We start from the raw sequence: 15351 nt of genomic DNA, 5'->3' as shown, positions 1-15351 counted from the left end.
AAAATCGTCCATTTGTCACTTATTCCTTGACCACGCCGTCCCCAAGGGCGATTTCACTGCCATGATCCCAATAGATAAACTTGAACAAATCAAACAACGGTTCGCCTTTCTGGAGGCAAAAATGTCCGAAGGCAGTGCGGGCGATGATTTCGCGGCTCTGTCCAAGGAGTATGCTGATTTGCGCCCCGTCGTAGAAAAAATCCAAAGCTATCAAACGCTTTTGTCTGATATCGCAGAGGCCGAGGCCATGATGTCGGACCCAGAGATGAAAGAATTGGCAGCTGAAGAATTGCCCGAGCTTCAGGCCGCCTTACCTGACTTGGAACATCAAGTGCAATTGACGCTTATTCCCAAGGATGAAGCCGATGAACGGTCTGCCATTCTTGAGATTCGCCCAGGTACAGGCGGGGACGAGGCTGCGCTTTTTGCGGGTGATCTGATGGCCATGTATCAACGGTACGCCGAAAAAGCGGGCTGGAAATACGAAGTGATGGAACAAAGCGTCACCGAGCTTGGCGGTTTGAAAGAAGCTGTGGTCAACGTCAAAGGGCAAGGCGTTTTTGCCCGATTGAAGTTCGAAAGTGGCGTTCATCGTGTGCAACGGGTTCCTGTCACTGAAAGCGGTGGGCGAGTGCATACCTCTGCAGCCACTGTTGCAGTGCTGCCAGAGGCCGAGGATGTGGACATTGATATCCCTGCCACGGACATTCGTATTGATACGATGCGTGCGTCTGGTTCTGGTGGACAGCATGTAAACACCACGGATTCCGCTGTGCGCATTTTGCACATCCCAACCAACATCATGGTGGTGAGTTCGGAAAAATCCCAGCATCGTAACCGCGAGATTGCCATGCAAGTGTTGCGCACGCGACTTTACGATCTGAAACGCCAAGAAGCAGACGCCGAACGGGCGGCGAGCCGCAAGGGGCAGGTTGGGTCTGGGGATCGGTCTGAACGTATTCGCACCTATAATTTCCCGCAGGGTCGTATGACGGACCACCGTATTAATCTGACGCTCTATAAGCTGGATCAAGTGATGCAGGGCGATCTGGATGAAATCATTGATGCACTGATTTCAGATGATCAGGCGGCAAAATTGGCGGATATGGACCCATGATCCAAACCGCATCCATGGTGTTGCGCACTGGAACAAAATTGCTAACCGCTGCCATTGGAGAAGGGGCGCCGCGGGATGCGCGCATTCTTATGGCGCATACGTTGGGCGTGGAAATGGATCGTCTGACGCTTGAATTATCGCGCACAGTCACACCAACCCAAGTAGCGCAGTTTGAGCATATGATTCATCGACGCGCGGCGCATACGCCTATTTCTCATATCACGGGGAAACGGGCGTTTTGGAAACATGAATTCCGCGTCACACCCGATGTTTTAGACCCGCGCCCCGAAACGGAAACCTTGATTGAATTGGCTATGCAGGGGGCAGCTCCGGAAACCATTCTGGACCTTGGAACGGGATCGGGCTGTATCCTTGCGTGTTTGCTGGCGGAATACCCGGATGCGAACGGAACAGGGACAGACATAAGCGCGGATGCGTTGACTGTTGCAGCACAAAACCTAGAAAAAGTGGGTGCGTCGGACCGCGCCAGCCTTGTTCAATCGGATTGGTTTGATGGGGTGAGCGGTCGGTTCGATCTGATTGTCAGCAACCCACCCTATATAACCGAAGCCGAAATGGCTCGTCTGTCCCCAGATGTACGAGAGCATGAACCGCATCTAGCGCTTACGCCTGGTGGGGATGGATTGTCGGCATATCGCACACTGGCGGCAAACCTTGGGGCGCATTTAGCCCCGAATGGGCGCGCGTTCTTTGAAATTGGCAAAGATCAGGGGCCAGATGTGCAGAGGATTTTTGCGGATCAGGGATTCGAAAGTGTTTCAATCCACACTGATTTAAACGGCCATCAGCGGATCGTAGCCGTGAATTTCCCTTGAATGGGCGAAAAAACAAATAAACTTGTTAAATAAAGGCATTTTAACGCATTTTGGGTTGTCATAGCTTATCAACCCATAGTACTTTATCCCCACGGATGATGGAACAAACCGCGTTCTCATCCCCAATAATCCAAATAGGTATCTGGACGTTCGGTCTGCTAAAGACCCCAAAAATCAAAAAACGACAAAGGTTCACGGATCATATGAGATCTTCAAACAAATCCCGTTCGCGCAATAAAAATCGCAATCGCAATAACAACAATAATAATCCAGCGAATGTTGTGAACCGCGTGTTTGACAGCTCCGGGCCAGAGGGCAAGGTGCGCGGTACGCCGCAACAGATTATCGACAAATACCAAACTTTGGCACGGGATGCTCAGTTGTCTGGGGACCGTGTAGCGCACGAAAACTTTTTGCAGCACGCGGAACATTACGTTCGTATGTTGGGTGACGCGCAGCGCGAAATTGATGCACGCCGTGAACAACAAGACGCACAGCGCCAGCAAAACCAGCAGAACCACAACCAGAACAACAACAATCAGAACGCCCAAAAGCAGCAGCAAAAACAAATCCCAATTGATGCGTCTGGGGATCAACCGTCTGTGCCTGCTGATGCCGATCTGTTTCCTGCCCAAAACGACAGCAATTTGGTGGAAACACCAGAAAGCCAACCCGTAAAGACAGAAAAGAAACCTGCACCCCGCAAGCGTCCGGCCAAGCCAAAGATCGACAATCCGTCTGATATTGTGGCCGAAGCGGTTGAAAACGCAGAGAGCCCGAAAGCGGCTGAATAATAGGTTAGCTGCGGATCAATTCGCTCAGTTTGCAAAACGCTTCGAGGTCGATTTCTTCGGCCCGTTGGGTCGGTTTAATCCCTGCCGCCAACAAACGATCTTCTAAATCTGGGGCCAATCCTTTGAGGCTGGCGCGCAGCATTTTACGCCGCTGACCAAAGGCTTTTGCGACCACCTGCGACAACAGTTTTGCATCCGCAGGATAGCGCGGTGTTTCAAGCCGTTCCAGATGCACCACCGCTGATGTGACCTTCGGGGGTGGAGTGAAGGCCGCTGGCGGAATTTCCATCACAATTTTTGCATCACACCGCCACTGCGCCAAAATCGACAGCCGCCCATAGGCTTTGGTTCGTGGCCTTGCAACGATCCGCTGCGCCACCTCTTTTTGAAACATCAATGTAAGAGATTGCCAAAAAGGCGGCCATTCCGCTGGCGACAGCCAGCGGGTTAACAACTCGGTTCCCACATTATAGGGCAGGTTGGACACGATACGAATTGGGGTGTTCAAGTGCTCTAAAGGATCAATTTTGAGCGCATCCCCTTGCAGCACTTTCAACTTCCCGCCGTGATAGGCGGATACTTCAGCCAGTGCGGGCAAGCAGCGTTCGTCTTGTTCGATGGCCACCACTTGGCGTGCGCCTTCGTGCAGCAATGCGCGGGTTAAACCACCAGGACCTGGCCCCACTTCCAAAACATCGCTGTTAGCCAAATCCCCCGCTTGGCGCGCGATCTTGCTGGTTAGGTTCAAATCCAGAAGAAAGTTCTGACCCAGTGCTTTTTTCGCAAACAGTTCATGTGTGTTGATCACCTCGCGCAGTGGCGGCAGACCATCAATGCTCGCCATCATACACCGCCCGTGCTCTTGCCATATCTCGTGCTTTACGCAAGGCCTCGATCAGGCTGGTGGGGTCGGCCACGCCTTTGCCTGCAATATCAAAGGCCGTGCCGTGATCAGGCGATGTTCGAATGAACGGCAGGCCGAGCGTCACGTTAACACCTGCTGAAAAGTTCAGTGTTTTGATCGGGATAAGCGCCTGATCGTGGTACATGCACACTGCCACGTCGTATTTTGTGCGGGCAGGGGGATGAAACATCGTATCAGCGGGCAAGGGACCTGTTGTGTCCAGTCCATCTGCCTTCAACTGGTTTAAAACAGGGCCAATCAGGTCGATTTCTTCACGCCCCATTAGGCCCCCTTCACCCGCATGGGGGTTCAGGCCAGCCACTGCTATGCGCGGCGCTGGGATGCCAAAATCACGGATCATGGCGTGGTGTGTGGTGCGCAAGGTTGTTTCAATCAGCTCTGCTGTTAGGGCTGTTTTAACGTCCTGCAGAGCGATGTGGATGGTTACGGGAACAACGGATAATTCGGGTGCGGTCAGCATCATTACGGAATTTGCCACACCACCCAGTTCGGCCAAAAATTCCGTATGACCCGGATGGGCGAAGTTGGCCCCTTCGATCAAAACCTGTTTGCTGATCGGGTTTGTGCAAACTGCCGCAGCCTGACCCCGTTTGGTCAAATCAACGGCCGTTTCAATGGAGCGGATGACACCGCGTGCATTGGCATGATCGGGTTGGCCCGACACAGCGTCTGCGTCAAAATCAAGGTGCAACAAGGGCAACCCATCTGTCGTGGCCGCCTCTGACGGGTCTTTGATTTCTACGCAATTTGGGAAATGCCGCCTGTCGCCAATGACAAAAAAGCATAGGTCACCGCGCAACGCGTCATAGGCTTTGGCCGTTATTTCTGGCCCAACCCCTGCGGGATCACCGCTGGTGAGCGCAATGGGTAGGGTCATTTGTATTCGATAACCGCATCAGCCTTGAGCTCTTCAAGGTATCCTTGACCAAAGCCACCCATTCGTTGGTTGAACAAGCCATTGCGGATATTTTCGCGCGCGCCTTCGGGCAGTTCGCGCAGCCGATCACACAACATAACCACGGTCAAAGTGCCTGCGGAATTTGTGTAATAGCTTGCTTCGTGGCGATCGAGCCCGGCCAATTCAACTGCAACAACAGATGGTACATTGCCTGCCTCGGCCACGTGATCTGTGTGCCCAGGCACGGCAAAGCGTTCTGATTGTGCGCGGATGTCATCACAGGTGTCCACATCGTCAATCAATCCTTGGGCATCCGAAACCATGCGGTCGGACCCGGGTTCCCCAGGAACGTTCACCGACACATACGTCAACGTTACAGGCCCTTCATCCGTGTTTGTGTCTTCGCGAATGCCACGCAGTTGGAACAGGCCAACAGTCGGCCCAAGCGTAATGGGCGCGGTCACTTCACCAGGTTCAAGAGCCATGATCTGCCCTGCCAATGCGGCAGGCAATTGAGCCACTGGCAGCCAATCCAATCGGCCAGAGCGTGCCCGTGATGGCGCACGGGAATATCGCCGCGCCGCCGCGGCAAAGGCACCCTCTGTTGTGATTGACTTAGACAACTGATCTGCCAGTTCGAGTGTTTTTTCGTCACCGCGCTGGTTCAATGGCAGGCGAATTTCGGAAAACAGAATAGACTGGGATTTGCGCCCAGCGATTAGGTTCAACGTCGTTTCGATTTCATCGTCTGAAACGCTGGCGCGGCCGCCAAAACGTGCCTGCACCAGATTACGCCACAACAGGCCAGCGCGTACAAAGGCTTGCATGCTTTCTTTGGCGGCCCCACGCTGGCCAACATATTGGTACAGTTGTTCGCCGGTCAGTTTCGCACGCGATGCAAATTCATCTACGCCAGCTTCGATTTCCTCATCAGTAATCGTAATACCAGCCTGACGAGCCGCTTGTAGGCGCAGGCGGTCTTCGATCAATTGTTCAGTTGCCGTCTTTTCCAAATTGCCGGTGGTGCCAAAGGCACGCAACAGCACGACACGTTGGTCGATTTCGAAATTAGTAATGACACGGTCATTCACACGAACGGCCACACCATAAGGATTTTTTCGCTGTGCATCTACGGGCGCCGCCCATGCCAAAATTGCTGCCGCAACTGCCAAAACCAATGATTTCATATCGCTCACCCGACTACCCGTTTAGTCCCGCACATCTGTGCGCGTATTTCTTGTTTCGCTTTTTATTGCCCAGACCAGCCAATTCAACCGTTAACCCAAGCTCTCGCGTTCGACGAACAATACCAGACCCTTCAAACTGAAGCGAGTAAGAAAGGTTCACAGCCACACATTCGTTTTCATACCGAACGCCAAAAGCGCCGCTTGTGGAATTGCCAGTTTCCAGATTTTGCCGCCATGCCCCCGAAAATGACCAGTAATCATCGTATTGATACTGAACCGAAAGCGCTGCTTCGTGTGTCCGGTCGCTGGCACCTGCAACCACATCCTGTTCCAACCAAACATATGACGCTTGTGCAGAGACGCGATTGAAATCCATGTCCAGCTGCATTTCGTTTTTGCCAACGGTGAAATCATCATCAAACAGGGTTCTGTTCACGAAATTGAACTTGTCGTTGAACGATAGGTTGATGGCGCTCACGTAATCGGACTCGGTTCCTGTTAAGCCTGTACCCGCTCCAAATTGGTTCAGATCGGCGTCCCGCAACACGCGCCCCAAGGTCAAACCATAGGTCCATCCTTCTGGGTCATAGCGCGTGTAGGTGATGCCCACATTCGCGCGTAGCCCCCGTTCGGTGGCGTCAAACCCGGGGAATCTGTTAATGGAAAACAGGTTCGTTTCTTCAAACTCCACCTGAACGCTGTCTTCATTGGCGTTTCTTCGGGCGTCATCGGGGGACCAAATCACCTGAATGCGCGGTTCGATCACATGTGTGACACGGCCGTTTTGGCGTGATAGGGGCCAGCGCAGATCAACCGCGGCGGTTGGCACAACTTCGGACAATGTGCCATCTGCTGCACCCCCGATGTTTTGGGTGTAATAAGAATTGGCGGAAACACCACCATATGCGCCAACAATCAAACCATTGCGCAAAATCCATTCTTTTTCCCAATCGGTTATAACGCCAAAGCGGGTAAATTCGCTGTCGCCTTCACGCAGCAATGTCACGGATTGGGCGGTGATACCGAATTTGCCACCTACAATTGGGTCGATCCATGTTTTGCGACCATAAAATTCGGGCAGGACAAGTGGGATTTCTTGGTCGATTTCAATAGCACGCAAGCTCTGGATGTAAGAAGCAGACAGACTCGCAAAGGAGTTTTTGCGCGTACGGCGCAGCGTTATAAACGATGTCAGGCGGTTTTCGCCGTCGACACCAATACCATAGTCATCACGGAAGTCGTCGTCAGAGGCCACTTCGACGCCGAATTCCAATTCGATTTCACGTTCCAGCTGAAACAGCCCATTGGCACTAAGAGAAGAGCGCGTGTTGTTCGCCGTAAGAGAGTCCGAGAGCGTGAAATGGCCGTCGATTTCAAACCGTCCGCGTTTTACTTCGCGTCGGTATTGCGGGTTCAAAAGGAAACTGCCTTTGGAAAAAACACGGGTGGTTAGTGTTAAGTCGGCATGATCTCCAAGGGTCCAATAGTAGGGCACTTCGACGCCGTAGCCGAGTGTTGAAGAATTGGAAATGCTGGGAACAAGGAAACCTGTGGCGCGGCGCACGGAGGGGTCCGGGATGCGCAGGTTTGGCGCATGGAAAACGGGAATCCCCAAAACATCGAGCGTTGCGGATTCAAAATACAGACGACGCGCTTCTTCGTCGTGGATTGCGCGGCGGGACCGAATTTGCCAGAACGGGATCGGGTTTTTCGCGCAAATATGGCAGCTGGTTGCAACCACTTTATCCAACACTTTGAATTTACCGTCTTGGCGGTGCATCCGATTACTGACCAATTGTAACTGTTGCTGGATCAGCAATTCTGCCCCTTGGATCAATCCATTGCGCAAATCCGAGTCAAGCTGCGCGCTGTTGGCCCGTGTCACTACATTTTCGCCGTCCGTCAGGGTCAATGGACCTGGAATAGACAGCTGTTTTTTGCGTTGGTCGTAGATCACTTCTTGGGTGGCCAGAACCTGCGAGCCGCGAAACACCTGTACATTGCCTCGGGCGATCAAAACGCCTGAGGCGGGATCGAAATCTACGCTGTCTGCAATCAGGGAAACAGGACGGTTTTCAGAACCAATTTCGCTTTCAACCTGAGCAAATGCAGACGGCATCGGCCACGCCAGTAGGCTGACCAGACACACAAACAGACATCGCGTTGCCCATTGGATCATATTCTATCCGTCCTCAAATCTGAGGAACAGCCCCACGGCAAAAAGTAAAGCAGCCAGCGGTGGCGCCCAAGCCGCCGCGAAAACGGGAATCTCTCCCGCTTCTCCCAGAGTCATAGCAAGATTTTGTAGGAAGTAGAGTGAAAAACCACAAATTAGAGCAATAAAAACCGAAACGCCCATATTGCCCATTCTGGCGGTTTGCAGGGTGAATGCGGCCCCGATAATCATCATGGCCATCAACATGAGTGGTCGGGCCAATTCGATGTTGAGATGGATACGATGGGGGAGCGTGGAAAACCCTGCATCTCCAATGGCTTCGATAGTTTCCAACTTGTTCCAGATCGCAACGGTTTCAGGTTTTGGATATCCATCCAAAATCTGGGCTGGCGTTATGTCTGTTTTGAAGCGCAAAATTTCAAACTGTTCTGCGTTTTGTTCAGGGTTCACCCATCGCCGTCCCGTGGACCATTTTTTGCCATTGGTGAACACCCATTCATCCTGACGCAGGATCGCAGTGCGTGAAAATAACCGCTGGACCAACTGTCCGTTGCCATCGAACCGCAATGCAGTGGCTTCGCGCAGGCTGGTGCCGCGTGAATTGGCGCTTTGGGCGTGAATAACTGTGTGACCCACTTCATCCTTTTGGCGCAACCAAAACCCATCGCCGCCAAATGAAACCGCGCCGCGTTGCACGTTGGTGTACTCTTTGCGCAATTCATCATGATAAGTCGTGAACACGGCTGCCAATGGGTTCAGAAACAAGATGGTCGCCAGACCGAGTGCAAATGCTGTGAGGGCAGGGGCCATCATGGCGCGCAAGGCAGCAACACCTACAGCGCGCGTGACGACAAATTCATTTGATCGCGCCAAACCCACACAGAACGTCAGCCCTGCCAACATTACGATGATCGGCATGGCCTGCAACACCAAGGCAGGCGTGCTGAACACTGCTAGGATCGACGATTGTGCGAAATCCACACCGTTTTTGGACAGTCCGCGAATGTTTTCAAGCGTTTCAAGCACAAAAATCAGCAAGCTAAGTACCGCAAACACGCGTACGAAGGCCCCAAAAAACCGTTTAGCGAAATACAGATACAACGTCATGTGCGCACCCCGTTGGGGTTAATCACACCGCGCACCCCAGATTTCCACGGGGCTTGGCCCATGCGCACCATGATTGCAACCGCGCCAAAGGCAATGATCACGGGCAAATACAAAATGGGCCATCCCGCGCTGCCGTCTTCGACAAATCCTTGCACAAAACCGCGGAACGCATTGATTGCGACCATGAACACCACGCCCAGCACAATCCGCGCGAAAAAACCGCCACGGCTAAACCCTGCGGACAAAAGAACAATCGCGCCAAGTGCGGGCACGACAATCGACAGTAGGGACTTTACAATGCGATCGTGAACTTCTGTTGTGGCACGATTGGTATCAGTGTTTGACAGGTGCCACGTGAAGGTTTCCTCCACCCGAAATGTTCGCTCCCCCACGTCTTTGGCAAACTGGCCCAGATCGTAGTTCAAACCATCAAACTGGATCGTGCTCAGCGTTCGATCTTCGGGATAGAACTGCTGGATCGATCCTTTCTTCAAAACGAGTTTAGGAGAGGCATCGCCACCCACGACTTTGCCTTCGCTGGCGGCATGGGTCACCACAACTGATGGGTCGCGGCGATCATTGATAACCACATCACGCAAATCCCCGTTGGGGAATGTTTGCCCGAAAAACACCGTGACACCGTCTTCTGGTGATGTGAATTCGCCTGCCACAATGAACTGGGTCAGGTATTCTTTGCTCATTTCGTATTGCCGGTCTTGGAATTTGGACAGGGAAAACGGCGTGATTACATGGGTCAGTAGGGTCATCATCACAAAGCACACAAGCCCAAAGGCAAAATACGGTTTGGTCGTATTCGCAGGGCCATGCCCAACCCCCATAAAAACAACCAACTCCGCCTCTGAATACAGCCGATTGGTCAAAAAAATCGCTGCAGAAAATGCCGCCACGGGTACGACCGTTTCCAATACTTTGGGCAGCAGATAGAATGACAATTCGGCAAAGACTGCACCAGATTGACCGTTGTTGATCACCACATCCACAATGCGCAGAGCCTGATTCAGCCACAAAATCCCGCCAAAGATCACCATGAAGAACAGAAACGGCCCAATCAATTGCCGCAATACATATCTGTCGATGAGCTTCACGAAGGCAGACCTCAAATTTCCCAAGTGCCTTCGGGTTAAACCATTTTTTGACGCCCTAACAGACGCAGGTGGCCAATTCGGCATAAAAACGCTAGATCAGTTGGAAATCACCTCAAATCCAAAGGGCAAACATGACCACTCCTATCTCCCCGAGCTTTATTGAGACCAATCTTGACCTGATCGACACATTTGAAGGCAAAATCGTTTGCTTTATGACCCCTGCTGGGGGGCTCGATCCCCTGTCACGCCGCGTGAATAAGCTCGCGAAAGGGGCGCTCGCGCGGTTTTCCGAATCGAGCGTTTTTGAAGAGATGGCCGTGGGCGCAGTTCAGACAATGGATTTCCCCGCCAACATCGCAGCCAAATCCATTGTTGTGATTAAGCTTGGCAAAAAGGCGGATGCCGACGTGGCCCGAAACGCAGGTGCGGCGGCGATGAAATCTGTTGGCAAATCGGATGCGATGCTTTTGGCTGGGGCGAGCCGATCCACCGCGGATGTGGCGCAAGGCATGGTTTTGCGGGCCTATGATTTTAACGATCACAAATCAGGTGAGAAAACAAATCAAGGTACGTTGACAGTTGTATGTAACGGCGCAGCCGAGGCAGAAGCCGCATTTGTTTCAAAACAAGCGCAAAACGAAGGCGTGTTTTTCACCCGCGATCTGGTCAATGAACCTGCGAACGTGTTGACCACTGAAACCTTTGCGGATCGTTTGATTGAACTCGAAAAACTGGGCATGACGGTCAAAGTTCTCGAAGAGGCCGACATGGAAAAGCTCGGTATGGGATCGCTTTTGTCTGTTGGCCTTGGCTCTCCAAGTCCGTCCAAGATGGTCATTATGGAATGGAACGGCGGGGGCGATGAAAAACCCTTCGCGTTTGTCGGCAAAGGCGTTGTGTTTGATACGGGTGGCATTTCACTTAAACCCGCCGCTGGCATGGAAGATATGACCATGGACATGGGCGGTGCTGGGGTTGTGGCCGGCGTGATGAAAACGCTGGCGCTACGCAAAGCAAAAGCAAATGTTGTTGGCCTTGTCGGTCTTGTGGAAAACATGCCCGATGGTTTGGCCCAACGCCCAGGCGATGTGCGAACTTCAATGAAGGGCGACACGATTGAGGTGATTAACACAGATGCTGAAGGCCGTTTGGTGTTGGCAGATGTGCTGTGGTATGCACAAAAAACTTATCAGCCCACTGGCGTGATTAACCTTGCCACTTTGACAGGCGCCATCATCATTGGGTTGGGCCATGAAAACGCGGGTGTCTTTTCCAACAATGACGGCCTGTCACGCACTTTCCTGAAAGCGGCAGAGGCAGAGGACGAAGGGGCATGGCGCATGCCGTTGTCTCCCGCCTATCACAAGCTGATCAAGTCGCGCATTGCTGACATCAAAAACACGGGCGGCCGCGCGGCTGGGTCAATTACCGCAGCGGCATTTCTCGAAGTGTTCGTGGAACCCGATATGCCGTGGATCCATCTGGATATCGCAGGCGTCGCATCGGTGAAATCCGCAACATCCCTTGCACCAGCTGGGGCAACAGGGTGGGGCGTTCGCGCGCTCGATCGTTTGATCGCGGACAATTATGAACAGGCAGATGGCTGAGGTTTTCTTCTATCATCTGACCACATCTCCGCTGGAACAGGCGTTGCCTGATCTGTTGGAAAAAGTGCGCGGCAATGCGTGGCGCGCACTTATTCGTGGCACCGATCAAAATCGGTTGTCCCGATTGGACGAACACCTGTGGCAATATCGTGATGACGGCTTTCTTGCACATGGTTTGGCAGGTGGTGAGCATGACGCGGATCAACCCATTTTGCTGACCACCGGCACAGATAACACCAACAATGCCGAAATTCTGCTGCTGGCACATGGGGCGAAAACCGATGCGGTCGAAGCTGGCACATTTACCCGCGTGTGTCTGATGTTTGATGGCAATAACCCTGACGAGTTGACCGCTGCGCGAGCAGATTGGAAGGCGCTGACCGATGCGGGAATTGCGGCGCAATACTGGGCGCAAGAAAACGGGCGTTGGACCAAGAAAGCTGAAAAATCGGCTTAAGGTAAAATCTTCTTAAATTAACTAGATTCAACGCTTTAAGATCAAACGATCGCCGCGAATGGAAATTTCGGAAAACCGATTGAGATAGGCCATCCCCAACAAAGAGCCAAACATTTCGCCCCCGTTGACCGATGCTCGCACATTCCGATCCACCACATCGCCAAGCTGGATTTGATCCAGAACGGTTGAGGCCGTGGCCACAACGCCATTTGCGGTGCTGGCTCGTCCAAGGTAAGCCAGATTATCCACGTCGATACCAACTCGTGCAGCGTCCTCTCGGGTTAAAACGATATCGGATGCGCCTGTATCGACAATAAAACGAATGTTCTGACCATTCACTTTCAGTGTCAGGTGGAAATGACGATCCGCACCACGCACAATTTCAAAGGCGTCGCCGTTTTGCACGGCACGGGACGGCGCGAATTGCTGCTGCAACGTGTCTTTGAAGCCGTAACCGATTAACACACCCATGAAAATCAGCACCCAAATCGCGGCCTGCATTAAAGTTGTGCTCAGCTTTTCTCGATTGCCATAAAGGAATCCGCCGCCGATAAAAAACAGCAGGATCAGCATGTAAAACAAATAGGCTTTTTCGTCGCCGCTCATACCAACCCTGACCCAAGTATCCCATCAACAACAAACTGAATGGCCAAGGCGGCCAACAACATGCCCATTAAGCGCGTTAACACCGTGATCCCAACTTTGCCGAGTAGTTTTGCGATGCCGCCAGATATGAAAAACAGGCTAAGGACCAAGACCAAAACGCCGAACAATGCCCCGAGAGTTACCATCAGTGCAGTAAAGGAGTCGTTCCCATCTCCTGCAAGCAGGATCACCGCTGCAATCGCGCCAGGCCCAACAATGAGAGGGGTTGTAAGCGGGAAGACTGTGGGATCAGGACGTTCCACGGAATCCGCCTGATTTTCGCGCCGCTCGGTGCGTTTTTCAAACAGCATGTCCACCGCGATCAGGAACAAAAGCATTCCGCCTGCGATCCGAAATGCGGGCATTCCAATGCCGATTGTCGACAGGATCTTGTCCCCTGCAAAGGTAAATACGGCAAGCAAGATTAAAGACAAGCCGCAAGACCGCAGTGCAATTGTGCGCCGTTCCGATGGTTCGCGATCATTGGTCAGCGCAATAAAGAACGGAACGAGGCCAATCGGGTCGATAACCAGAAACAACGTAACAAAGGCTGTCAGAAATAAATCCCAAGTCATTGCGCTTTTGCTTCCTCCAACTCCTCAGCTGCTTTCATCCACAGCTCCTCTGCACGTTTTAGGCCGTCGTTGATTTCACGGGCTTTGCCTTGCAAGACTCGCAGCTTATCGCGGTTGACGGGTTCGTACAAATCAGGATCAATCAAGCGTTCCTCGATCTTTTCTTTCAACTCTTCCAGTTTGCCAACGCGGGCTTCACATTTGGCGACTTCCGCTTGCAAAGGGGCCACTGCTTTGCGTTGCACCGCTGCGGGTTTGCGTTTTTCTTTGGGCTTTTTCTTCTCGGCTTGTGCGGCCACACCGCCACCACCGCGTTCGGTCAGCAACAGTTTTTGATAGGCGTCAAGGTCTTCGTTAAACGGCTTAACCTCGCCGTCTTTCACCAACCACAACCGATCCGCGACCATACCCACCAGATGGGGGTCGTGGCTGACCAAAATCACCGCACCATCATAATCCATCAATGCACGCACCAGCGCCTCGCGGCTTTCGATATCAAGGTGGTTGGTTGGCTCGTCCAAAATCACCAAATGGGGCGCTTCTAGCGTGGCAAGCAACATCGACAGCCGTGCCTTTTGCCCACCTGATAGGCTCCCTACAAGCGTATCCGCCTGTTCGGGGCCGATGCCACCCTGCGCCAAACGGGATCGCAATTGGGATGGGGCCAGTTTTGGCCGTTCACGCGCCAAATGCTGCAAAGGAGTCTCGTCCAGATGCAATTCATCCACTTGATGCTGTGCAAAATACCCGATGCGAAGCTTGCTCGATGCAACGATATTGCCCTCTTGTGGCTGCAAGCGGCTGGCAAACAGTTTGGATAATGTGGATTTGCCTTGGCCATTTGCCCCAAGCAATGCAATCCGATCATCCTGATCAATGCGCAGGTTCAGGTTGCGCAGGATCGCTGGCCCACCATAGCCCACATCCACCCCATCCAGTTTCACAATCGGCGGGGACAACTGTTCAGGGTTTGGAAAGTTGAAATTCGCCACATTGTTTTCGGTGGCCGCTGCAATGGGCTCCATGCGTTCCAGCATTTTCAACCGCGATTGCGCTTGTTTCGCCTTTGACGCTTTGGCGCGGAAGCGATCTACAAAAGCTTGCATGTGCGCGCGCTCTGCCGATTGCTTCTTCGCTGCCGCAGCCTGTTCCGCCAGTTTTGCACGACGCACTTCGTCAAACGTGTCGTAGTTGCCCTGATAGAGGGTCAGTTTTTTGTTCTGCAAATGCAGGATCGCGTTTACCGAACGGTTCAACAACTGCCGATCGTGGGAAATCACCAAAACCGTATGCGGGTATTTCGCCAAATACCCCTCCAGCCACAATGTCCCTTCGAGGTCCAGATAGTTTGTCGGCTCATCGAGCAGCAAAACATCTGGCTCGGAAAACAACACAGCCGCCAATGCAACACGCATCCGCCACCCACCGGAATATTCCGCACAGGTCCGCGCTTGCGCTTCTTTGTCAAAGCCGAGGCCATGCAAAATAGCTGCGGCTCGCGCCTCCGCAGAATAGGCATCAATATCGCCAAGACGCGCATGAATATCCGCAATCCGCGCCGCATCCGTTGCGGTCTCTGACTCCGCCAACAGCGCGGCGCGTTCCGTATCCGCTGCCAGAACTGTTTCCAACAAGCTATCATCTGATGCAGGCGCTTCTTGTGCCACACCGCCGATCTTGGCTCCGCGCGGCACCTCAACGCTGCCGCCATCCTTGGCCAGAACACCGTTAATCATATGAAACAGCGTTGTTTTTCCCGTCCCATTGCGCCCAACAAACCCCACTTTGTGGCCCGTTGGAATGGTGGCAGACGCCTCGTCGAACAACTGGCGACCGGCAATGGAATAAGAGATATCTTTGAGCTTAAGCATGGGCACGCAATGCCCCACGGGCCCACCACTGTCAACCTGTGGCGAATGGT

The 15351-nt window shown here is 52.8% G+C and carries 14 protein-coding genes; 5 read left to right on the top strand and 9 right to left on the bottom strand.

Translation table 11 applies throughout. The features are described 5' to 3' along the window. The first annotated feature begins 61 nt into the window (after positions 1–61). From prfA to QBD29_RS11670, 3 genes are all read left to right on the top strand, one after another. Positions 62–1117, top strand: a complete 1056-nt coding sequence (gene prfA, locus QBD29_RS11680; RefSeq protein ID WP_280098267.1) for a peptide chain release factor 1 — start codon at positions 62–64, stop codon at positions 1115–1117. Further along, positions 1114–1953 carry a peptide chain release factor N(5)-glutamine methyltransferase gene (prmC, locus tag QBD29_RS11675; RefSeq protein WP_280098266.1) on the top strand — a complete coding sequence of 280 codons (840 nt, stop codon included), beginning with the start codon at positions 1114–1116 and terminating at the stop codon, positions 1951–1953. Before prfA ends, prmC begins: the two co-directional genes overlap by 4 nt. A gap of 203 nt (positions 1954–2156) precedes the next feature. Continuing rightward, complete coding sequence (locus tag QBD29_RS11670) at positions 2157–2747, top strand: DUF4167 domain-containing protein (protein WP_280098265.1); 591 nt, start codon at positions 2157–2159, stop codon at positions 2745–2747. A gap of 4 nt (positions 2748–2751) precedes the next feature. On the opposite strand, the gene rsmA is transcribed toward QBD29_RS11670, so the two are convergent. From rsmA to QBD29_RS11640, 6 genes are read right to left on the bottom strand one after another with little or no spacing between them, the layout of a single operon-like run. Beyond that, positions 2752–3591, bottom strand: a complete 840-nt coding sequence (rsmA, locus tag QBD29_RS11665; protein WP_280100959.1) for a 16S rRNA (adenine(1518)-N(6)/adenine(1519)-N(6))-dimethyltransferase RsmA — start codon at positions 3589–3591, stop codon at positions 2752–2754. Next, on the bottom strand, positions 3578–4549 hold the full coding sequence (gene pdxA, locus QBD29_RS11660) for a 4-hydroxythreonine-4-phosphate dehydrogenase PdxA (RefSeq protein ID WP_280098264.1): 972 nt from the start codon (positions 4547–4549) through the stop codon (positions 3578–3580). The genes rsmA and pdxA overlap by 14 nt, the downstream gene beginning before the upstream one ends. Continuing rightward, positions 4546–5757: a peptidylprolyl isomerase gene (locus QBD29_RS11655; RefSeq protein ID WP_280100958.1), complete on the bottom strand. Its 1212-nt coding sequence runs from the start codon at positions 5755–5757 to the stop codon at positions 4546–4548. The genes pdxA and QBD29_RS11655 overlap by 4 nt, the downstream gene beginning before the upstream one ends. A gap of 13 nt (positions 5758–5770) precedes the next feature. Next, positions 5771–7936 carry an LPS assembly protein LptD gene (gene lptD / locus QBD29_RS11650; protein WP_280098263.1) on the bottom strand — a complete coding sequence of 722 codons (2166 nt, stop codon included), beginning with the start codon at positions 7934–7936 and terminating at the stop codon, positions 5771–5773. Between the two features lie 3 nt (positions 7937–7939). Next, on the bottom strand, positions 7940–9040 hold the full coding sequence (lptG, locus tag QBD29_RS11645; RefSeq protein ID WP_280098262.1) for an LPS export ABC transporter permease LptG: 1101 nt from the start codon (positions 9038–9040) through the stop codon (positions 7940–7942). Further along, positions 9037–10146, bottom strand: a complete 1110-nt coding sequence (locus QBD29_RS11640) for an LptF/LptG family permease (RefSeq protein ID WP_280098261.1) — start codon at positions 10144–10146, stop codon at positions 9037–9039. The genes lptG and QBD29_RS11640 overlap by 4 nt, the downstream gene beginning before the upstream one ends. A gap of 131 nt (positions 10147–10277) precedes the next feature. Here QBD29_RS11640 and QBD29_RS11635 point away from each other — a divergent pair, with 131 nt between their 5' ends. Together QBD29_RS11635 and QBD29_RS11630 are read left to right on the top strand one after the other, a co-directional pair. Next, complete coding sequence (locus QBD29_RS11635; protein ID WP_280098260.1) at positions 10278–11753, top strand: leucyl aminopeptidase; 1476 nt, start codon at positions 10278–10280, stop codon at positions 11751–11753. Continuing rightward, complete coding sequence (locus tag QBD29_RS11630) at positions 11746–12210, top strand: DNA polymerase III subunit chi (protein WP_280098259.1); 465 nt, start codon at positions 11746–11748, stop codon at positions 12208–12210. Before QBD29_RS11635 ends, QBD29_RS11630 begins: the two co-directional genes overlap by 8 nt. Before the next feature lie 27 nt (positions 12211–12237). Here QBD29_RS11630 and QBD29_RS11625 read toward each other — a convergent pair whose 3' ends face one another. The 3 genes from QBD29_RS11625 to QBD29_RS11615 are packed head-to-tail and all read right to left on the bottom strand — an operon-like array spanning position 12238 to position 15301. Next, positions 12238–12816 carry a TIGR02281 family clan AA aspartic protease gene (locus QBD29_RS11625; protein WP_280098258.1) on the bottom strand — a complete coding sequence of 193 codons (579 nt, stop codon included), beginning with the start codon at positions 12814–12816 and terminating at the stop codon, positions 12238–12240. Then, complete coding sequence (locus tag QBD29_RS11620) at positions 12813–13430, bottom strand: MarC family protein (protein ID WP_280098257.1); 618 nt, start codon at positions 13428–13430, stop codon at positions 12813–12815. Before QBD29_RS11620 ends, QBD29_RS11625 begins: the two co-directional genes overlap by 4 nt. Beyond that, on the bottom strand, positions 13427–15301 hold the full coding sequence (locus QBD29_RS11615) for an ABC-F family ATP-binding cassette domain-containing protein (protein ID WP_280098256.1): 1875 nt from the start codon (positions 15299–15301) through the stop codon (positions 13427–13429). Before QBD29_RS11615 ends, QBD29_RS11620 begins: the two co-directional genes overlap by 4 nt. Positions 15302–15351: the final 50 nt, after the last annotated feature.

The organism is Amylibacter sp. IMCC11727, from assembly GCF_029854195.1.
In the GTDB taxonomy this organism is placed as follows: domain Bacteria; phylum Pseudomonadota; class Alphaproteobacteria; order Rhodobacterales; family Rhodobacteraceae; genus Amylibacter.
This window is presented reverse-complemented; position numbering and strand designations above follow the sequence as displayed.